At 64.0% G+C, this 20288-nt stretch carries 22 protein-coding genes; 10 read left to right on the forward strand and 12 right to left on the reverse strand.

What is annotated here, in order from left to right:
• Nucleotides 1-163 precede the first annotated feature (163 nt).
• The 7 genes from U3648_RS12930 (at nt 164) to U3648_RS12960 (ending at nt 5946) form a co-directional block, all read left to right on the forward strand.
• Nucleotides 164-1087 (forward strand): CPBP family intramembrane glutamic endopeptidase, encoded by a 924-nt coding sequence (locus U3648_RS12930; protein ID WP_420859649.1) that lies wholly within the window; start codon nt 164-166, stop codon nt 1085-1087.
• Nucleotides 1088-1144: 57 nt separating this feature from the next.
• Entirely contained in the window at nt 1145-2083 is a 939-nt protein-coding gene (accD, locus tag U3648_RS12935; protein WP_420859650.1) for an acetyl-CoA carboxylase, carboxyltransferase subunit beta, read from the forward strand.
• Nucleotides 2080-3351 carry a bifunctional folylpolyglutamate synthase/dihydrofolate synthase gene (locus tag U3648_RS12940; protein ID WP_420859651.1) on the forward strand — a complete coding sequence of 424 codons (1272 nt, stop codon included), beginning with the start codon at nt 2080-2082 and terminating at the stop codon, nt 3349-3351. The genes accD and U3648_RS12940 overlap by 4 nt, the downstream gene beginning before the upstream one ends.
• Nucleotides 3352-3489: 138 nt before the next feature.
• A complete protein-coding gene (locus U3648_RS12945; protein WP_420859652.1) occupies nt 3490-4005 on the forward strand; it encodes a hypothetical protein in 516 nt (171 codons plus the stop codon).
• Between the two features lie 322 nt (nt 4006-4327).
• Entirely contained in the window at nt 4328-4954 is a 627-nt protein-coding gene (locus tag U3648_RS12950) for a rhodanese-like domain-containing protein (protein WP_420859653.1), read from the forward strand.
• 59 nt (nt 4955-5013) lie between these two features.
• On the forward strand, nt 5014-5775 hold the full coding sequence (locus U3648_RS12955) for a hypothetical protein (protein WP_420859654.1): 762 nt from the start codon (nt 5014-5016) through the stop codon (nt 5773-5775).
• A 15-nt stretch (nt 5776-5790) separates the two neighbouring features.
• Nucleotides 5791-5946: a LysM peptidoglycan-binding domain-containing protein gene (locus U3648_RS12960; protein ID WP_420859655.1), complete on the forward strand. Its 156-nt coding sequence runs from the start codon at nt 5791-5793 to the stop codon at nt 5944-5946.
• 73 nt (nt 5947-6019) lie between these two features.
• Here U3648_RS12960 and U3648_RS12965 read toward each other — a convergent pair whose 3' ends face one another.
• From U3648_RS12965 to U3648_RS13020, 12 genes are all read right to left on the reverse strand, one after another.
• A complete protein-coding gene (locus tag U3648_RS12965) occupies nt 6020-6946 on the reverse strand; it encodes an alpha/beta fold hydrolase (RefSeq protein ID WP_420859656.1) in 927 nt (308 codons plus the stop codon).
• A 5-nt stretch (nt 6947-6951) separates the two neighbouring features.
• Nucleotides 6952-7869 (reverse strand): ornithine cyclodeaminase family protein, encoded by a 918-nt coding sequence (locus tag U3648_RS12970; RefSeq protein ID WP_420859657.1) that lies wholly within the window; start codon nt 7867-7869, stop codon nt 6952-6954.
• The gene (locus U3648_RS12975; RefSeq protein ID WP_420859658.1) at nt 7866-8486 is read right to left on the reverse strand and encodes an HAD family hydrolase; all 621 of its coding nucleotides are present in this window, start codon (nt 8484-8486) and stop codon (nt 7866-7868) included. Before U3648_RS12975 ends, U3648_RS12970 begins: the two co-directional genes overlap by 4 nt.
• Nucleotides 8487-8554: 68 nt before the next feature.
• Entirely contained in the window at nt 8555-9523 is a 969-nt protein-coding gene (locus U3648_RS12980) for a DMT family transporter (protein ID WP_420859659.1), read from the reverse strand.
• A gap of 508 nt (nt 9524-10031) precedes the next feature.
• Nucleotides 10032-10472, reverse strand: a complete 441-nt coding sequence (locus U3648_RS12985) for a YaiI/YqxD family protein (protein ID WP_420859660.1) — start codon at nt 10470-10472, stop codon at nt 10032-10034.
• Nucleotides 10469-11908 carry a Si-specific NAD(P)(+) transhydrogenase gene (gene sthA / locus U3648_RS12990; protein WP_420859661.1) on the reverse strand — a complete coding sequence of 480 codons (1440 nt, stop codon included), beginning with the start codon at nt 11906-11908 and terminating at the stop codon, nt 10469-10471. Before sthA ends, U3648_RS12985 begins: the two co-directional genes overlap by 4 nt.
• Nucleotides 11909-11911: 3 nt before the next feature.
• Nucleotides 11912-12742 (reverse strand): S-formylglutathione hydrolase, encoded by an 831-nt coding sequence (gene fghA / locus U3648_RS12995; protein ID WP_420859662.1) that lies wholly within the window; start codon nt 12740-12742, stop codon nt 11912-11914.
• 33 nt (nt 12743-12775) lie between these two features.
• The gene (locus U3648_RS13000; protein WP_420859663.1) at nt 12776-13711 is read right to left on the reverse strand and encodes an AEC family transporter; all 936 of its coding nucleotides are present in this window, start codon (nt 13709-13711) and stop codon (nt 12776-12778) included.
• Between the two features lie 322 nt (nt 13712-14033).
• The gene (locus U3648_RS13005) at nt 14034-14921 is read right to left on the reverse strand and encodes an alpha/beta fold hydrolase (RefSeq protein ID WP_420859664.1); all 888 of its coding nucleotides are present in this window, start codon (nt 14919-14921) and stop codon (nt 14034-14036) included.
• A 60-nt stretch (nt 14922-14981) separates the two neighbouring features.
• Nucleotides 14982-16325 (reverse strand): proline--tRNA ligase, encoded by a 1344-nt coding sequence (gene proS, locus U3648_RS13010; RefSeq protein WP_420859665.1) that lies wholly within the window; start codon nt 16323-16325, stop codon nt 14982-14984.
• Nucleotides 16326-16437: 112 nt separating this feature from the next.
• Nucleotides 16438-16815, reverse strand: coding sequence for a hypothetical protein (locus U3648_RS13015; RefSeq protein ID WP_420859666.1), 378 nt, complete (start codon nt 16813-16815; stop codon nt 16438-16440).
• A 70-nt stretch (nt 16816-16885) separates the two neighbouring features.
• Nucleotides 16886-17338 carry a cupin domain-containing protein gene (locus tag U3648_RS13020; RefSeq protein ID WP_420859667.1) on the reverse strand — a complete coding sequence of 151 codons (453 nt, stop codon included), beginning with the start codon at nt 17336-17338 and terminating at the stop codon, nt 16886-16888.
• 174 nt (nt 17339-17512) lie between these two features.
• Between U3648_RS13020 and U3648_RS13025 the strand changes: the two genes are divergently transcribed.
• From U3648_RS13025 to U3648_RS13035, 3 genes are read left to right on the forward strand one after another with little or no spacing between them, the layout of a single operon-like run.
• A complete protein-coding gene (locus U3648_RS13025; RefSeq protein WP_420859668.1) occupies nt 17513-18445 on the forward strand; it encodes a LysR family transcriptional regulator in 933 nt (310 codons plus the stop codon).
• A gap of 48 nt (nt 18446-18493) precedes the next feature.
• The gene (locus U3648_RS13030; RefSeq protein WP_420859669.1) at nt 18494-19603 is read left to right on the forward strand and encodes an AI-2E family transporter; all 1110 of its coding nucleotides are present in this window, start codon (nt 18494-18496) and stop codon (nt 19601-19603) included.
• Nucleotides 19603-20271: a P-loop NTPase family protein gene (locus U3648_RS13035; RefSeq protein ID WP_420859670.1), complete on the forward strand. Its 669-nt coding sequence runs from the start codon at nt 19603-19605 to the stop codon at nt 20269-20271. Before U3648_RS13030 ends, U3648_RS13035 begins: the two co-directional genes overlap by 1 nt.
• The last annotated feature ends 17 nt before the right edge of the window (nt 20272-20288 follow it).

Below are 20288 nucleotides of genomic sequence, written 5' to 3' on the forward strand. Positions count from 1 at the left end.
ACTCGCGGCACCCCGCACACCTCCTCCGTCGTGTCCTGACGGGATAGGAACAGCCGACCCGCCGCACAAGGCCCCTTTGGCTGTGGCGCCCGATTCGCCGCAGTGGGGTGGACAATCGGCAACGCCTCTTTTCATCCCCCCGCGCCCGCAGCATAGTCCGCCCATGTTTGATCCGAGCCATCCCCGATATGCCGCCCATGACGGGTTTGTCGCCCGCGCGGGGTCGCAGGTGCTTGCCGGTCAGTTGTTGACCGGGCTGGGACTGATCGCGCTGACCTTTTACGTGCTGGTGCCCGAGGCACTGTATTTCGCCAGCCTGTTCGCGCCCGACCGCGACAGGTTTCTTGACGGGGCGACGCCAGTGTCCTTGCTGGTCCAGCTTCTGGTCATGGTCCTGCCCATCTGGGCGCTGCGCGTTTATCTGCGGCGGGTCGAGAAACGGACGCTCGGCAGTGTTTTCGGACCGATCGACGGGGTGGTCAGCGGATTTCGCGCGGTCGCGGTGCCGGTGGCACTGGTCCTGATCGCGCTAGAGCTCTTACCGCCCTGGATACCCTCAAACATGATCGCCGAAACGCGATTCCTGCCCAGCTGGCTTCTGGTCCTTCCGGTCGCGCTCGTCGCCATCGCCGTTCAGGTCACAGCGGAAGAGGCTGTTTTCCGGGGGTTTCTGCAACAACGTCTGGCGATCCTTTCGCCCTCGCCATTGATCTGGATGGTGCTGCCGAGTGTCGGCTTCGGGCTGTTACACTATCTGAACGCAGAAAGCGCGGTGGAAGGGGCGATCTGGGTCCTGTTCGCAACGCTGATTGGCATGGCTTGCGCCGACCTGACCGCGCGGCACGGCAGCCTTGGGCCCGCCATCGCGCTGCACTTCATCAACAACGTCTTCGCGCTTGTGATCTGGGGGGTGCAGGGCGGGCCGATGTCCGGGCTGGCCCTGTTTCTTCTGCCTGATGAAAGGCCGTCACCCGACCAGATGGGGCTTGATCAGCTTCTGCAACCCTGGGCCATGGCCGAGATCGTCGCCGTAACGCTTTTCATCGGCTGCCTGTGGCTTGCCGCGCGTCTGGGCCTGCGGCGCTGATTGCATTTCGCGGCTACCCGGCTTATCTCGGATTCCGCAACCTCTGAAGGCCAAGGCATGAACTGGATCACCAACTACGTCCGTCCGACCATCAATTCGCTGTTCTCGCGGCGCGAAGTGCCCGAGAACCTGTGGACCAAATGTGATGACTGCGGGACGATGCTGTTCCACCGCGAACTGGCCGAAAACCAGAATGTCTGCACCTCCTGCGGGCACCACATGGGGATCAGCCCGCGCGACCGGTTCACCGCCCTGTTCGACGGTGGTGTCTTTACCGAGGTCGAGGTGCCCGAACCGGTGCAGGACCCGCTGAAATTCCGCGACCAGAAACGCTATCCCGACCGGCTCAAGGCCGCGCAGAAGAAGACGGGCGAGAAAGAGGCGATGCTGGTCGCCGAGGGCGAGATCAACCGCACCCCCATTGTTGCCGCCGCACAGGACTTTGGGTTCATGGGCGGGTCGATGTCGATGTATGTCGGCAATGCGATCATCGCGGGGGCCGAACGGGCGATCAAGCTCAAGCGGCCCTTCGTCCTGTTCTCCGCCGCCGGGGGCGCGCGGATGCAGGAAGGCATCCTTGGCCTGATGCAGATGCCGCGCACCACCGTGGCCGTCGAAATGCTGAAAGAGGCGGGGCTGCCCTACATCGTCGTCCTGACCCACCCGACCACAGGCGGGGTCACCGCATCCTACGCGATGCTGGGGGACGTGCAGATTGCCGAACCCAATGCGCTGATCGGCTTTGCCGGGGCGCGCGTGATCGAACAAACGATCCGGGAAAAACTGCCCGAAGGGTTCCAGAGGGCCGAATACCTGCTGGATCACGGGATGCTGGACCGGGTGACGCCGCGCACCCAGTTGAAGGACGAGCTGACCACGATCATCCGCCTTCTGATGGGCATGGACCCGGCCGTTGTCGCCGACCTGCCCGCCCCTGCCCCGGCCCAGCCCGAGGCAAAGGCCGCCACCCCTGCTGAAAAGGCATCCGACAAGTGACAACCGGCTCTGACGTCATCCTTGAACGGATGATGGCGCTCCACCCGAAGGTCATCGACCTGACGCTGGACCGTGTCTGGCGGCTTCTGGCCGCGCTCGACAACCCGCAGGACCGTCTGCCGCCGGTGATCCACATCGCCGGAACCAACGGCAAGGGATCGACGCAGGCGATGATCCGCGCCGGGCTGGAGGCGATGGGCAAGACCGTCCACGCCTATACCTCGCCGCATCTTGCGCGGTTCCACGAACGGATCCGGCTGGCGGGCACCCTGATTTCCGAACCGCAGCTGACGGAAGTGCTGGACCGCTGCTATGCCGCCAACAACGGCGAAAGCATCACCTATTTCGAGATCACCACCGTTGCGGCCCTGCTGGCCTTTGCGGAAACGCCCGCCGACTACACCCTGCTTGAGGTCGGGCTGGGCGGTCGGCTGGACGCCACCAATGTCATTGGCAACCCGGCGGTGACCATCATCACCCCGGTCGATCTGGACCATCAGCAATTTCTTGGTGACACGCTGGCCCAGATCGCGGGCGAAAAGGCCGGGATCATCAAGCGCGGCGTTCCTTGCGTGGTCGGCCCGCAGCATGACGAGGGGCTGGAAGTCATCGAACGTCAGGCTGCGCGTCTGGGGGCACCCCTTCTGGCCTATGGGCAGCAGTGGCATGTGGGCACCGAACACGGGCGGCTGGTCTATCAGGATGAAAAGGGGCTGCTGGACCTGCCCCTGCCGAACCTTCCCGGACCGCACCAGATCATGAACGCGGGCGCCGTCCTTGCCGCCCTGCGCCACCTTGGCGCGGACGATGCCGCCTGCGAGGCCGCCGTGACCCGCGCCTATTGGCCCGCGCGGATGCAGAAGCTGACCGAAGGCGCGCTGGTGGATCTGGCCAAACCGGCCGAGCTCTGGCTGGACGGCGGGCACAACCCGGCGGCCGGGATCGCGCTGGCCGACACCCTGCGGCAACAGCCGCCCCGGCCCACGCACCTGATCTGCGGCATGCTGAACACCAAGGACATCGGCGGCTACCTGCGTCCGCTGGCAGCTGTGGCCGACAGCCTGACCGCCGTGTCGATCCCCGGAGAGGCCAACACCCTGCCCGCCGAAGAAACAGAACGGCAGGCGTTGGCGGCGGGCATGACCGCGACCACCGCCGACAGTGTCGAGGACGCGATCCGGGCGATCACCGCGCGCGATCCGAATGCGCGAATCCTGATTTGCGGGTCGCTCTACCTTGCCGGGCACGTGCTGCGCACGAACGGCTGACGCGCAAGATCGGAAACAAATCGGGTGCAGGGCCTCCACCGTCGCCAAGACGGTAACCCATGCCCCGATTTCGCCACAAAAAGTTGACGACTCGGCCCAATTCCCGTCTGCTCGGCCTGTGCTTTCCGGGGGGATTCCATGTTTCGTTCGCTGACCTTGTCCGCCGTCATCGCCGCCGCCGTCGCGGCCCCTGTTCAGGCTGCGGACCTGCATTTCTGCTGGCGCGGCGCGAACGGGTTCACCATGACCGGCGAATTCGGCGTGCCGGACAGTGCCCTGAGCGGCGGCATGATCACCGAGGACCAAATCAGCTATTTCCGCATCACCGGGTACGAGGTGGGCATCCCGGTTGGCAGCTGGTCGATGGATGACCTTGCGGCGGGCAGCACCTTCCACCTGCGATTTGATACCGCGACGATGAGCTTCCCAACCGGTGGCAGCTATCCCGGCCCCGCCTCGCAGGGCTGGAATGCCAATGGTGAAGTCAACAACTGCGGCGACAATGGGTTCGGGTTCAACTCTGGCAACTACGCGCAGGACCTCTGCCTCTATGGCGTCTGGGTCGAACATTCTTCGATCGCGCCGCAGACGCCGCTGCGCGCCTCGACCGTGGCCTATACGCCCGATTGCCGACTGCGCGACCTCAGCAGCTGACCCCGCACCGAAGACCACGACAAATCTGTTGACCGTGAATCAGTGATTCGCCTAGTGTCGGCCCAAGCGATGCGCGGCCCCTGTTCGCGTGGAACCCCTGAAAACAAAGGGGATGCAAAAGTTTGGCAGGGCGGGAGGGCGGACATGGGTCCGTCCTTCTGTTTTTTCGGGTGTCATTTTTGACTCAGATGATTCGCACTGATTCGTTCTTTGTTTGACTTGAGCGAATCATTTCCCCTAAATGTTGTGTAAGAGCAGCCACACTCGCCGCGCCTGCCAGCGCGAACACAACATTTGGTGCGTGTGGAATTGGGGGAAAGTGATGCAACGTTTTCTTGCAGGGCTTCTGCTTATCCTGTCGTCTGCCGTATCGGCGCAGGATGTGCGGATTACGCCCAACATGGCCGCGGCCACATTCACAATTAATGGCGAAACCTTCACCATCAGCCGGGAACAGGATCAGGACAATCTTCTGACCGGGGAATTCGCGCGCACATCGCGGGCCTGCCCACCTTTCTGCGTCCATCCGATGTCGGTCGCGCCCGGGGTTGAAACCGTGGCCGAACTGGAGGTGATCAACTTCCTGACCGGGCAGGTCGCCGCCGGGCGGGGCCTTCTGATCGACAGCCGGGTGCCGGAATGGTTCGCCAAGGGCGCGATCCCCGGCGCGGTGAACGTCCCCTTCTCGACCCTCGACGAAGGTAACCCCTACCGGATCGAGATTCTCAAGGCGCTCGGCGCACGCGACACCGGCGCGGGCCTTGATTTCTCTGGGGCCTTTACCCTCATGCTTTATTGCAACGGGCCGTGGTGCGATCAAAGCCCGCGCGCCATCCGCAGCCTGCTGGATGCCGGATACCCGGCAGAGCGGATCAAGTATTACCGGGGCGGAATGCAGGATTGGCTGATGCTGGGCCTGACCGTCACACCCCCTGTCGGAGGCGGTTGATCATGGCGCGCCCTCGTCCCGAACAGCCCACACTGACCACCCCTAGAAGGAAGTTTCCGATGATCCGCACCGTTCTTGCGTTGTTTGCCTTTGCCGTGGTCCTTTGCGGCTTCATCGTGCTCGACCCGATGTCGAAGCTGGGTCAGACGGACACCGCCACCGCACCGGAACTGGTGGCCGATCAGCCAGAGGTGACCCGCGCCCAGACCGACATCGGGTCGCTTCAATCCGCCGTCGCGCTTGCCGGAACCGAACAACCGGCCAGCAGCGCCGCACAGATCGCTGCCGCGACCACCCTGGGTGGCGACGCAGGCCAGCGGATATTTGCGGCCTCGGGCGGGGTTCAGACGCGGACCGGCCCGACGGTCATCACGGATGACAGCTCGATCTCTGAAACCACTGCCGCGGTTCTGGCCGGGCTGGGCCTGAACACCGGCGCCGCCGCGCCCACGGATGACAGCCTGATGACCCAGACTGCCGGTGTTCTGGCCGGCATTCGTGGCGTCACCGGCGCGCCGCAAACCACCACCGCCCCGCAGTCGGCCCTGCAATCGCTTGTGATCGACGCATTGCGCGAAGGGCAGACGGACAGCTACATCGACGAAATCGTGAACGCCGCCGCCTCGGAAGGCCGCGTTTCGGTGCCAGAGATCCTTGTGACCTCGGACGGGCGGGTCGATACCCATGTCCTTCTCGCCTCGATCGTCAGCCAGGCGCAAATCGCCAACGGCGGCGCGGCCCCGGCGGTTCCGGAAGTGCCGGCCGGCGGGTCAGACGGGGTCGAGGTCCGGGTCGTGCAGCGCGCGAACGAAACCCAGTAATACACCTTCTACACGGTGAATGCCGGGGACAGCCTTGGCGCCATCGCGGTGAAATTCTATGGCTCGGTCGATCACTACCAGACCATTTTCGAAGCGAACCGCAGCATCCTGTCCTCGCCCGACCTGATCCGGTCCGGCCAGCGTCTGGTGATCCCCAAGCTGGACGCCTGACGCGACCCCAATCCGCAAGAAGGCCCCGGATTTCCGGGGCCTTTTCCCTTAGTATGGTCCTAGGGTCAGGACCCTAGTCTGTTTCGCGCAGGATGCCCCGCAACAGCGTCGCAACCTCTGCCCCGTGGGTATAGGGCAGACCGTGGCCCGCGCCCTCGATCACCTCTTGCCTTGTGGCGCGGTTCCACTGGGCCAGCGTGCCCAGCGCCCGGATCGGGATCACGTCGTCATCCTTGCCCCAGATCGCGACCACGGGCACACCTTCGCGCCCAAGGGTGCGGTGGTCGGCCTCTTGCCGTTCCGCGACCATCCCGCGCAGGGATGACAGGACAGCGGGCCGAAACCCGCGCCGATCCAGCTGGGCAATCTGGATATCGGCGATCCCCGGAACCTCGGTCCGGGCATCGCGGGTGGTGGCCAGATGCCGCCGGAACCGGGCCATGCCGATCCCGTGGTGCAGCCAGTCCCCAATGACCGGGGTCTTGATCGCGAATTGGGTCAGCTGGTCCCGCACGACCTCGACCCCCGCGCTTGCCACCAGAACCAGCCGCTTCATCCGGTGCGGATTTTCAGCGGCGAAACCCGTGGCGATGGCCCCGCCCATGGAATAGCCAAGGATCGTCAGGTCCTCGGTCAGCCCCTGATCTTCCAAGAGGTCCGACAGCTGCCGCAGAAAGAACGCCCGGTCCTGACGTCCGCCCGGCGCACTGGAATACCCGCGCCCGTAAAGGTCGTAGATCAAGACCCGGTAGCCCGCAGCGCCCAGCCCTTCGGCCAGTGACAACCACACGTCAGAGGGCGTTGTCAGCCCGTGCACGCAGACGACGACAGGGCCACGCACGGGGCCTATCCAACGGTAATGGGTCACGCCCTGACTAAGCTGGACAAGTTCGCCAGGGGCATCGTCCCAGTTGGGTTTCGGGCGGCGCCATTCGGCGGCAAAGGGCCACAGCCCCGCGCCCGCCACGCCAAGACCCGCAATGACCGTGCCGATCCCCATTCCGGTCAGCCCCGTTCGCGCCAGTTGTCGAGGATATGGCGCGCCGTCATCAGGTCCAGATGCGCGCCGCCCCCGTTCTTGAACAGGGTGATATCCGCGGGATCGCGTCGGAAGGCCGCCAGATCGTAATAGTCCGCAATCACATGGTCCGGTCCGATCACCCCCTCGGCGATCGGGATTTTCAGTTCCCCGATATGCCCCACGGTGGTGTGCCGGTTGTCGACAAAAACACGGGACCGCAAAAGCGCCGTATCGTCGACCTCGCGCATATCGGGGCGGTAGGCACCGATCAGGTCGATATGCTGGCCCGGGCGGAACCAATCGCCCTTGATCAGGGGTTCGGTCGACATGGTGGCCGAGGTGACGATATCCGCAGCGTTCACCGCGCTTGCCAGATCGGTGGCGACCGCGACGCCGGGGCAGTCCTGCGCGAACCGTTCCGCGCCTTCGGGGCTGCGGTTCCAGACGGTGAATTCGGCCCCCGGGAAAGCCGCTCCATAGGCCGCCCATAGGCTGCGGCCCACGGTGCCGGCCCCCACGATCAGGATTTTCCGGCTGTCCGGGCGGGCGAGGCGGCGGGCGGCCAGAAGGCTGTCGCCGGCGGTCTTCCACTTGGTCACAAGGTGGAAATCCAGCACCGCCTCTAGGCTCCCGTCCTCGTCCGAAAACAGGTTCACCGCGCCGCCAATCATCGCCTTGCCCTTGGCCGGGTTTCCCGGAAAGACCGTCGCCGCCTTTACCGCGACACCCAGCCCGTCGATCCACGCCGACCGGTTCAACAGCGTGTCCTTGTCCCGATAGAGAAACACATCCTCGACCTCTGCCTTGGGCAGGTCATGGCCTGCCGCCAGCGCATCGGTCAGGGCCAGCCAGTCCAGCCCCTTTTCGCCCTCGGCAAAGGGGATCATCGTCACGTCGGTCATTGGGCGTCCTCTCGGGTCAGCAGGTTTTCGGCCACCAGCCGGTCGGCCCAGATATCGGGGCCGGTGAACAGGTGGGTTTGCCAGCCGCGCGCGGCGGCGGCGTCGATATTCTCGGCCCGGTCGTCGGTGAACAGCAGACGGTCGGGCGCGATGCCGCATCCCTCCTCGACCAGTTCATAGATCCGGGGCTCTGGTTTGATCACGCCCATGTGGCCGGACACGAAGGCGCGGTCGAACTCCTCCAGAAACGGATAGTCGAGACTGGCGCGGGCAAAGGTTTCCTTGCCGAAATTGGTCAGGGCAAAGACTGGCACCCCGGCGCGGCGCAGTGCCCGCATCAGGCGGATCGAGTGGTCGATGGCAGGGCTGGCCATGTCGATCCAGCGGTCATGCCAGAGCATGATCTCGGTGGCGAACTCCGGGTAGGTCGCGGCGGTCTCCTCGACCACCATGCGCCAGTTTTCACCCCGGTCGATCCGGTCATTCATCCCGTGCAGATCGACAGCGGCGAACATGGCGCGGCGGCGCGCGGCACCAACGGCGGCATCGTAGAATCGCTCGGGCTGCCATTCGATCAGCACGTTTCCGATGTCGAATATTACCGCTTCAACCGGCATCGCATCCCCGTTCGCCTTCGTTCAACCGCAGCCATCTGACCACAGGGCGGGCGGGGTTGGAAGGGCTATCAGCGGCGGTAGCGCGGGGTATCGGGCACCTTGGCGCGCCGGGACTTCGCCTCGCGCCAGACCATGAACAGCCCCGACCCGATGATCAGGGCAATCCCGGCAATCGCCACCCCGTCGGGCCATTCGGCAAAGACCACGACGCCCCAGAACACCGCCAGCGGCATGGCGACATATTCGAAGGGGGCGACCACTGCCGCCTCGGCCACGCGGTAGGCCTGGCTGATGAAAAACCCGCCAAAGGCCGAGGCCGCGCCAACCGTCGCAAGGATCAGCCAGTCGCGGCCATGGGGCATGACCCATTCGCGGAACATGAAATCGAGAGAGGCATTTTCCCACCCCGCGAACTGCCCCTGACCAAAGGCCAGCCCCATCCCCGACGAAATCAGGATGAAGGTCAGTTGAATGTAGAACGACATGGCCAGTGCGCTTTCGTTCCGCCCGATATAGCGGGTCAACATGTGTAGCGCCGCATAGCCAAAGGCTGCCGCGATGGGCAACAGGGCCGCGGGCTGGAACACCTCGGTCCCGGGCCGCAGCACGATCAGCACCCCGATCAGGCCCAAGGCAATCGCGGCCCAGCGCAGCGGGCCAACCGTTTCTTTCAGGAAAATCACCGAAAAGACGGTGATGATCAACGGAGAGACAAAGAAGATCGCCACCCCTTCGGCCAACGGCAACGCGGCCAGCCCCAGAAAGAAGGTCATGTTGGCGAAAACCACGCAGGCCCCGCGCAACAGATGCATCCCCAGCCGCCGGGTGCGCAGCGCCGCCAGCCCGCCCGACAGGGGCAGAAGCACCGCCAGCAGCACGACCATCCCGATCAGCGACCGGAACAGCACCACCTGATGCAACGCATAGCCGCCCGACAGGAACTTGATCGCCATGTCGTTGATCGAAAAACAAAAGACGGCGACCAATGCGGAAAGCGCGCCCAGAAGGGTCGGGTTGTCGGAAATGGACCTGAACATAGGCCCAACAAACAAGGGCCGCGGGGAAAGCGCAACCACAGGGGCGACAATTCCCGGCCTGCCCCACCGTCACGGCGGCAAAACCGCCCGCTAACCCTTTGCCGCTAAACCTGTCCCCGGTTGACCCGCGCCCCTTACCCAAGGGGTGCGCCAAGGATATCCGAACTGGTTGCCGGCCCCGCAAGGGGCGGGACAAGAGCGCGGAAACGGACCTGGGGGCGGATACCTCCACGGCAATCCTTTTTCCCATTCTCGCGGAAAACGGCCGCTGGCCCTGCACCCCGGCGCCCCCTTGGGCGACCCCGGGGCAAGGGCGCAGGGTGGGTTAAAACCCACCTTACCCGGGGGCGCTTCGCCCCCCACCAGATAATTCATGGCCCCCAGAGGATATTTGGAACCCAAAGAAGAAAGGACGCTCAGTCCAGCCCCCTTCTTTGGGTCAATAAATATCCCGGGGTGAATGGCCCAAAAGGCCAGAGGGGCAGAGCCCCTGAACGTAAGGTGGGTTTCAACCCACCATCCGCAGCAGCCGTTCCAGCGCGTCGAGGAACCGGGACCGGTCGGCCTTGGTGAACCCTTTGCCACCGCCCTGCCGGAAGGGGTCGGCGGCGCGCAGGTCGGCCATCAGGTCGCGCATGGCCAGCGCCTCGCGCACGTTGGCCTGAGTCAGCGCCTCGCCGTTGTGTTTCAGCACCTTGGCCCCGGCCTCGACGCATTTCGCGGCCAGCGGGATGTCCCCGGTCACCACCACGTCCCCCGGTCCCGCCCGGTCGGCGATCCACATATCGGCCACGTCCGGCCCTTCGGGGACGATCACCGTTTCCACCAGCGGGTTGGGCGACGGGCGCAGCCCGCCGTTCGAGACGATGAACATCTTCACCCCGTGCCGGGTGCCGACCCGTTCAACCTCGGCCTTGACCGGGCAGGCATCGGCATCGACGTAGATCATCCCTTGGACTTTCCCTTGACCTTGCCCTTCACCTTGTATTCCTCGGGTATCGGCATCCGGTTGAAGGCGTCCAGCCCGGCAATCCGGTAGGCCTCGGCCAGCGTCGGGTAGTTGAAGGTGTTTTCGACGAAGTAATCCACCGTCCCCTTCAGGTTCAGCACCGCCTGCGCGATATGGATCAGCTCTGTCGCGCCCTCGCCCACGATCTGCACGCCCAGAAGGCGGCGGGTCTTGAGGCTGACCAGCATCTTCACGAACCCATGTTCCAGCCCCATGATATGCCCGCGCGAGGTTTCGCGGAACCGCCCGACCCCGATTTCATAGGGGATGCCGCGTTCCTGCACCTCTTCCTCGGACATGCCGCAGGTGGAGATTTCGGGCACCGAATAGATGCCATAGGGGAACCACGGGCTTTCGGGCAGGGTCGGCGTGTCCAGTGCGTGACAGGCTGCAACCCGCCCCTGCTGGAGCGAGGTCGAGGCCAGCGACGGATGCCCGATCACATCGCCCGCGGCATAGATATGCGGCACCGAGGTCTGATAGGTTTTCCGGTCCACGCTGATCCGCCCCCGGTGGTCGGTTTCGATCCCCACCGCGTCCAGGTTCAGCTTTTGGGTCGCGCCCATCCGCCCGGCCGCAAACAGCAGCATTTCGGCCCGGACATGGCGGCCGTTTTCAAGGCTCACCTCGATATGTTCGCCCATGTCCTCGACCTTGGCGATGGGCGATCCCAGCCGCAGGTCCAGCCCGTTTTCCCGGATCTCGTGGGTGAATTCGTCGATGGTGAACCGGTCGATGAAATCAAGGAAGCTTTCGCGCGGTTCGATCAGGGTCACCCGCACGTCCAGCGTGGCGAACATCGAGGCGTATTCCACCCCGATCACACCTGCGCCAACAACGATCAGCGACCGGGGGATTTCCCCCATCTCCAGGAATTCGTCGCTGTCCAGCACGGTCTTGCCGTTGAAGGGCACCCAATCGGGGCGGAAGGTCTTGGTCCCGGTGCAGATCAGGAACTTGTCGGCGGTCAGTCGCTGCACCTCGCCCCCGTCCACCGCAACCTCAATCTCGTTCGGGCCGGTAAAGCTGGCCACGCCGTTCAGGTCTTCGACGTGGTTGCGGTTGAACTGGTGTTCGATCACGTCAACCTCGTGATCCAGCGTCATATGCAGCCGCGCCTTGAGGTCGCCCGCGTCGATCTTGTCCTTCACCCGGTAGCTGCGCCCATAGAAAGACCGTTCCCGCCAGCCCGACAGGTTCAGCACGGTTTCGCGCAGGGTCTTGGACGGGATCGTGCCGGTGTGCACCGATACCCCGCCGAGCCGGTCCTTGCGGTCCACCACCAGCACCCGCCGCTTCAGCTTGCCAGCCTGAATGGCGGCGGCCCGGCCCGCGGGACCGGAGCCGATGATGATCAGGTCATAGTGGTTGGACATGGGTTATCCCCCGTAAAGTGCATCCGCATGAAAGGCGATGTGATCTTCCATGAAGGTCGAGACAAAGAAATAGCTGTGGTCATAGCCCTTCTGGAGCCGGATCGTCGCCTCTTGCCGTTTGGCGGCGCAGGCGGCGGCGAAAGCCTCGGTGCCCAGCTTGTCGCCGAACTGGTCGTCGGTGCCGGTGTCGATCAGGATCGGCCCGTCAAACCCCGGCCCCTGCATCAGAAGGGTCGCGTCATGCGGCCCCCATTTGCTTTCGTCGCCCCAATAGGCCGCGAATTGCTTGCGGCCCCAGTCGCTGTTGGTCGGGTTGCAGATCGGCGCAAAGGCCGACACGGACCGGAACCGCCCCGGCAGGGCCATAGCAAGGGTCAGCGCCCCGTGACCGCCCATTGAATGGCCGGTGATCGCCTGCCGGTCTTCGTCCACGGCGAAATTCGCGGTCACGATTTTCGGCAGTTCGTCGGCCACGTAGGTCCACATCTTGAAATGCGGGGCCCAGGGTTCTTCGGTCGCGTCGATATAGAACCCGGCCCCCTGCCCCAGATCATAGGCTTCGTCATCGGCCACGCCTTCGCCGCGCGGGCTGGTATCGGGAAAGACCAGCGCAATGCCATGTTCCGCCGCCCATCCCTGCGCGCCTGCCTTGACCATGGCGTTTTCATGGGTGCAGGTCAGCCCGGACAGATACCACAACACGGGCACCGGCCCGTGTTCGGCCTCTTCCGGCAGGAACAGGCCAAAGGTCATGTCGGTCCCGGTCGCGCTGGAGGCATGGGAATAGACCCCCTGCACCCCGCCAAAGCACCGGTTTTCGGAAATCGTTTTCATGGTCGTCTCCCAAGGTTGGAGGTTTGCGCCAGCCTAGCCCATGAACGGCTGGACCCAGGCGATCACAGCCGACACTGTAAGGACGCTGAGCGCCGTCGAAATGAGGATCGAGGCGGACACCCGCTGCGGTGCCACGCCATAATGCTGCGCAAGAATATAGACATTGCCGGCGACCGGCAGGGCCGCGGCCGAAATCATCACGCCGGCGGCGTAGGCATCCACGTCGAACAGGACCAGCGCGGCAACGGCCACCGCCGCCGGATGCAGCACCAGCTTGGATACCGACAGCCAGCCCGCCACGGCCAGCCGCTCAGCCGATTTGGACGCCAGCGAGGCCCCGATGGCAAACAACGCGCCCGGCGTCGCCGCCGCGCCAAGGATGGTCAGGAAATCATTCACCGGCGCGGGAATTTTCGCCCCCGAGGCCGAAACCGACAGCCCGACGACGATCGAGACGATCATCGGGTTCTTCAGCAGGCCCAGTCCCACTGTCTTCAGAACCGCCGGGCTGACCCGCCCGTCGCGCGATCCGGTGATCAGGATCACGATCAGCGAGGAGAATACGATCAGGTCAACCGCAAGGACCAGCATGATCGGGCCAATAGCATTCTGCCCCAAAAGCAGCACCAGCATAGGGATGCCAAGAAAGCCGACATTGCCGATCACGGCGCATTGCGCCTCGACCGCCGCTTCCTCGATCCCGCGCTTGCGGATCAGGGCCACGGCGGTTGCGACAAGGTAGATGGCCAGCGTCCCGGTCAGGTAGGCCCCGACGAAGGGCCAATCTAGAATTTCGGACAGTGACAGGTTGGCCGAGAATTTCAGCAGCATCGCCGACAGGGCGAAATAGAAGACAAAGCGCGTCAGATAGGCCGTCGCCTCGGGCGTAAAGAACCCGGTGCGGCCCGCGCCAAAGCCCAACGCGATCAGGGCGAAAAAGGGAAGGGTCTGAAGAAGGATATCCCACATGGGCAGGGGCGTAGCATGGGGCGCGGGCATTGGGAACGGGACAATTGCGGAAAGACTTCCGCACGATGCCCTGCGAACGATGAACTGAGGGCTGCGCCTGCCTGGGTAGGCGCATTGGCCGTCGGGTGAAATCTGCCGTCCATCCGAATAGACTGCTACGTTTCAATTTTCCAAAACGTCGATTGCGCCTGCCGGGGGGCAGGCAGGCGCAGCCCGGCGGTGCCCGCCGGGCAAGACCTAGGAACGATTTGGGCTTTCTTCAGATATCCTGCGGGTAGTGTCGCCAGACGTTCAGACGCATCATTGCACGCCTCGGTCCCATCTACATCTCCATCACTGCCAGCACCGCCTCGGCAAAGGCCTCTGGCGCTTCCTGCGGTGGGTTGTGGCTCACCCCGTCCAGAACGCGCCGGTCATAAGGCCCTGTGAATTGCGGGCGGGCCGCGTCCGCCTGTGTCGGCGGATCGACCCCGTCGCTGGCCCCTTGCAGGATGATGGTCGGCACCGTGATTTTCGGCTGGGCGGCCAGTTGCGCCTCGATCCCGTCATAGGTCGGATCGCCCGCGGCCCCGCCGAACCGGTGTCGGTAGGAATGCACCACCACATCGACGAAATCGGGATTGTCAAAAGATGGGGCGGTCGCGGACCATGTGGCATCGTCGAACCGCCAATCGGGCGACCAGAGTTTCCAGATGTGCCGAAACAGGTCTTCACGGTTGTCGGTCAGGGCGGCGCGCCCCCGGTCCGTGTGGAAGTAGTATTGATACCAGTAGCGTTCTTCCTCTGCTGCCGGGGCCGGATGGGCAGCGGCAGGAATGTTCTGGATGTTGTAGCCCTGCCCGCAACTGACCAGCCCGCGCACCCGGTCAGGCCAAAGCGCGGCAACGATACAGGCAGCACGCCCGCCCCAGTCATAGCCCGCCAGTGCGGCGGTGGGGATGTCCAGCGCATCCATGAAGGCGAGAAGATCAGCGCCCACCGCCCCCTGCTGGCCGGACCGCATGGTATCGGGCGACAGGAAGCGGGTCGGGCCATAGCCCCGTAGCCAAGGCACGATGCAGCGAACCCCACGCGCCGACAGCAGGGCGGTCACGTCATCGTAGCAATGCACGTCATAGGGAAACCCGTGCAGCAGGATCACCGTTGGCCCATCGGCTGGCCCGGTTTCCAGATAGGCAACCTCCAGAACCCCAGCGGTGACCGTTTTCAACGCGCCAATTTCCTCGCCTGAAACGAACTGGGGCGGACCTTTCGGCCCGCCCCTTGTCCTTTAGCCCTGCGCCAGACCGTAGATGGCGGCGATCTTGGCGATTGCCTGTTCGGGCGGCAGTTCCTCGCTCTCGCCGGTGCGGCGGCTGGTCAGTTCGACGACGCCGTTCTTCAGCCCGCGCGGGCCGACGGTGATCCGCCACGGCAGGCCGATCAGGTCCATGCTGGCGAATTTGCCCCCGGCCCGTTCGTTGCGGTCGTCATAAAGCGGCTCAAGCCCCAGCGCGGTCAGGCTGTCGTAGATCGCCTCGCAGGCCGTGTCGGCCTCTTCGTCGCCCTGCTTGAGGTTCACGATACCACAATGAAAAGGCGTCACGCCTTCGGGCCAGATGATGCCCTTGTCGTCGTGGCTCGCCTCGATGATCGCGCCGATCAGGCGGCTGACACCGATCCCGTGCGATCCCATGTGGACCGGCACCCGCTCGCCCTTGTCATTGACGACGGTGGCGCCCATCGGTTCGGAATACTTGGTCCCGAAATAGAAGATCTGACCAACTTCGATCCCGCGGGCCACGCGACGGCGGTCTTCGGGGATCTGGGTGAACAGCGCCTCGTCGTGGGTTTCGTCGGTGCGGGCGTAACGGCTGGTGAATTCCTCCAGCACGGCCTGACATTGTGCGACATCATCATAGTCGATCTGGCGGTCGCCAAATTTCAGATCGGTGATCTCGCTGTCATAGAAGACCTCGGATTCGCCGGTTTCGGCCAGCACAAGGAATTCGTGGGTATAATCGCCACCAATCGGGCCGCCATCGGCGCGCATCGGGATCGCCTGAAGGCCCATGCGTTCGTAGGTCCGCAGGTAGCTGACAAGGTGGCGGTTATAGGCGTGCAGTGCGTCTTCCTTGGTCAGGTCGAAGTTGTAGCCATCCTTCATCAGGAACTCACGGCCCCGCATCACGCCGAAGCGCGGGCGGATCTCGTCCCGGAACTTCCACTGAATGTGGTAAAGCGTCAGCGGCAGATCCTTGTAGCTTCCCACATGCGACCGGAAGATATCGGTGATCAGCTCTTCGTTGGTCGGACCATACAGCATGTCGCGCTTGTGCCGGTCGGTGATGCGCAGCATCTCTTCGCCGTAGTCGTCATAGCGGCCGCTTTCGCGCCATAGGTCGGCCGATTGCAGGGTCGGCATCAGCATGGGAATGTGGCCCGCGCGGACCTGTTCCTCGTGCACGATGTTTTCCAGCTTGCGCAGGACCTTGAAGCCCAGCGGAAGCCAGGAATAAATCCCGGCGCTGGCCTGTTTGATCATGCCCGCGCGCAGCATGTAGCGGTGCGACACGATCTGGGCTTCGGCGGGGTTCTCCTTGAGAACGGGAAGGAAGTAGCGGCTAAGGCGCATTTGGGACTCCGGGCGGCGGAAATTACTGTCGCTTTCGGGTTTAGACGTGCGCCCGCGCAAAAGGCAAGGGCCGCCCGCATGTGCAGGCGGCCCCCTGTTCAAAACGGCGGGGTCAGGCGGCCCGGCCGATCCCGTGCCGGAACACGGTATAGAGGAACACCAGCATAGACCCGATGGTCAGGAACGACCCGATCACCACCGGCATTTCGCTGCGTTCGGTCAGAACCATCACGATCCCGATCACCATCAGGACCACCCCCAACAGCGCCAGCGCGTAGTGAATTTTCGGCAAGACCCCCTGCGCGGCCTGCGGTGTCACTGCATAGTAAAGGCCGAACAGCCCCATCGTCGCCCAGCCGACGAGGTTCAGGTGGGCATGTGCCCCGTAAAGCGAATGATCCTGCGACGCGGACATCTGGATGCCCCAGCCCATCCCGATGGTCACGCACAGAACAGCGGTCAGAAAAAACAGAATTGCGATACCCTTCATCATTGTCCCCATTGTTTGCTTTTGAATGAAAACCAGATCCACTGGCACAGATCACGCGGCGCGGCGCGGATCACAACTCGGGCGAAATCGGCGGCCCGGTAAATTCAAGACTATGCCTTTTTGCCGAGTCTTGCACCTGTTCCATGTCTTCGGGAATGCGAAATTGACCTTCGGCCATTTCGGCAAAGAACCCTTCAAAGCCGCCGGGCGTCAGGATGACAAGATGGCGGCAGGGTTTGTCGCCAACGACGGTGAAGGTGTGTTCTACACCGCGCGGTACAAAGGCGGCCTCGCCCGGGCCTTTGCGCAGACGGGTGCTGCCGACGCTGAACTCGACCTCACCCGAGAGGATGAAGAAGGCCTCGTCCTCGCCGTGGTGGATGTGCATCGGCGGACCGGATTTGGGCGGCGAAACGCTGTCGGTGATGGTCATCGCGCCCTGACTGTCGGCCAGTGTCAGCACGGTTTTGTAAAGCGTCCCGTTCCAGTCGATGGTGCCGGGGCCAAGCGGATTGTCCAGCATTGTCGTTCCTTTCCTTTGGCATGCCGGGGCCGGTCGCCGAAGGGATCGGCGGGCGCGGCAGGCTTTGGTTGTCGGGATCGGGCCACCCCATCCGGACCCGATGAGTGGACTCTGGCATGTCTGATAAAATCTTTGAAACGAATTGATTGTATAGATAATATCCACATCATCAATTTGGCCTCCTTCGACCTGAACCTGCTGAAGGTGCTTGATGCGCTGCTGACGGAACATTCCACCGTCCGGGCCGCGACGCGCGTGGGCCTGTCGCAGCCAGCGGTGTCGGCCGCGCTGGGTCGATTGCGCGGGGCGTTGAACGATCCGCTGTTCGTGCGGGTCGGCGCCGGGCTGGAGCCGACAGAGTTCGCCCGCGCCCTTGCCCCGCAGTTGCAGTCGATCCTTGGCCAACTGACCGAGGCGCTGACCGTGCAGCCGTTCGACCCGGTCACGGCCGTACGCAGTTTCCGTATCTCGGGCAGCGATTTCTTTACCGAGATGCTGATGCCCGCGCTGGCGGACCGCCTGTCACGGGCCGCGCCGAGTGTGGGGGTGCAGCAAGTCGATGTTACCCCGGACGTGACCATAGACCCGCTCTTGGATCCCAGCCTCGATTTCGCGCTGGTGCCACGCTATCCCTTTCCGCCCTGGGCCGAGGATCAGATCGTCATGCGGTCCGGGTTCGTGGTGATCGCGCGCAAGGGGCATCCGCGGCTGGCGCGGGCCGGGATCGAACCGGGAGAGACGATCCCCATCGACCTATACTGCGACCTGTCCCATGTGCTGTTTTCGCCCGAAGGCCACCGCAAGGGGCTGGGCGATGCCGCGCTGGATCGGGTGGGACGAAGCCGCCACATCGCCATGACCCTGCCTGTGATGTCCGGGGTCTGGCGCACGGTCAGCGAAAGCGATCTGCTGGCCCTTTTGCCGCATCAACTCGCCGCACGGGTCTGCGAAAAGGCCGGGCTGGACACCTATGCCGCGCCCATGAAGGTGCCCGTCGTGGACCTGTCGCTGGTCTGGCACAAACGGTCGTCGCATTCGCCCGCCCACCGCTGGATGCGGGGCGAAATCGCCTCGGTCCTGCGGGCAGTTGACGCGCCCGGGGGTTGAAATTCGACCCATTGGGGGTGAAATGACCCAAAGCGTATCGGAGTATCCATGGCCCTGCCCGTTCAAAGCCAGATCAAATACTGGAGCATCGCCACGGCGATTTTTATCGCCGCCTTGTGGTTTCTGGGCGATGTGATCCTGCCCTTCGTGCTGGGGGGCGCGATTGCCTATTGCCTTGACCCCATCGCCGACTGGTTCGAGGCAAAGGGCCTGAGCCGGGCCGCGTCGGTCGCCCTGATCACCCTGATCGCCGCGCTGGTGTTCGTGGTGATGTTCCTTGCGGTGATCCCGACCTTGATCCAGCAGACTGCACAATTGATCAACACCGCGCCGGAACTGTTCCAGAACCTGCAAAACTGGCTGACCGAGCGGTTCCCACAGGTGCTGGACGAAGAATCAACGGTGCGTCAGCAATTGATTGCCATCGGCGAGGCGATCCAGTCCAAGGGCGGCGACCTGTTCAACGGTATCCTGTCGTCGGCCCTGTCGCTGATCAACATGCTGGTGCTGCTGGTCGTCGTGCCGGTGGTGGCCTTTTATCTGCTTCTGGACTGGGACAACATGATCGCGAAGATCGACGATCTTCTGCCGCGCGACCATGCCCCAACGATCCGCCAGATCGCCCATGACATCGACCGCACGTTGGCCAGTTTCATCCGGGGTCAGGGCACCGTCTGTCTGGTTCTGGGCACCTACTATGCCGTGGCGCTGATGATCGTGGGGTTGAATTTCGGCCTTGTGGTCGGGTTCATCGCCGGGCTGATCACCTTTATCCCCTATGTCGGCGCGCTGGTCGGCGGGGCGCTGGCGATCGGGCTGGCCCTGTTCCAATACTGGGGCGTGGTCCCTGTCACCGATGGCGACACGGTCAGCTATGCCACCGATTGGCTGCGGATCGGGATCGTCGCGGGGATCTTCGGGTTCGGCCAATTCCTTGAAGGCAACGTGCTGACGCCCAAGCTTGTGGGCTCGTCGGTGGGTCTGCATCCGGTCTGGCTCTTGTTTGCCTTGTCGGTCTTCGGGTCGTTGTTCGGCTTTGTCGGGATGCTGGTCGCGGTGCCGGTCGCGGCGATGCTGGGCGTCGTCGCCCGGTTCTTCATCGCCGAATACAAGAACGGCCGCCTGTACAAGGGCCTGTCGGGAAAGACCGGCGAGTGATGTCCGAACAGCTGAGTTTCGATTGGCCGGCGCGGGTGGCGCTGGGGCGCGAGGACTTTTTCGTGTCCGAGGCCAATGCCCGCGCCTTTGCCACCGTCACCGCGCCCGACAGCTGGCCCGAGGGAAAGCTGGCCGTGGTCGGGCCAAAGGGATCGGGCAAGACCCATCTGGCCCGCGTCTTTGCACAGGCCAATGCGGCGATGATCCTGAACGCCGCCGATCTGACGCCCGCGAGCCCGCTGCCCGAGGCCCGCGCCGTCGTGATCGAGGATGTTGAACGACTGTCCCCCGAGGCAGAGGAATGGTTGTTCCACCTGCACAACGCGTTGAAGGGCCGGGGTCGGTTGTTGCTGACCTCTGACCGGGCCCCGGCGCGCTGGCAACTCGCTTTGCCCGATCTGGCCAGTCGGATGCAGGCCACCAACCTTGTCAGCATCGACGACCCCGATGACCGCCTGTTGTCGGCGGTGATCATGAAACAATTCCAGGACCGGCAGATTGCCCCCTCACCGGGGTTGGCCGCCTATCTGGCCGCGCGGATCGAACGGTCCTTCGCTGCCGCCGCCGATGTGGTGGACCAGATCGACCGCGCCGCGCTGGCCCGGTCCCGCAAGGTGAACGAGGCGCTGGCGCGCGAGGTTCTGGACAATACCCCCGATGCCGGATGAAATGGGTCATACCCCTG

It is taken from the genome of Marivivens marinus (assembly GCF_035969385.1).
Taxonomy (GTDB): domain Bacteria; phylum Pseudomonadota; class Alphaproteobacteria; order Rhodobacterales; family Rhodobacteraceae; genus SELP01.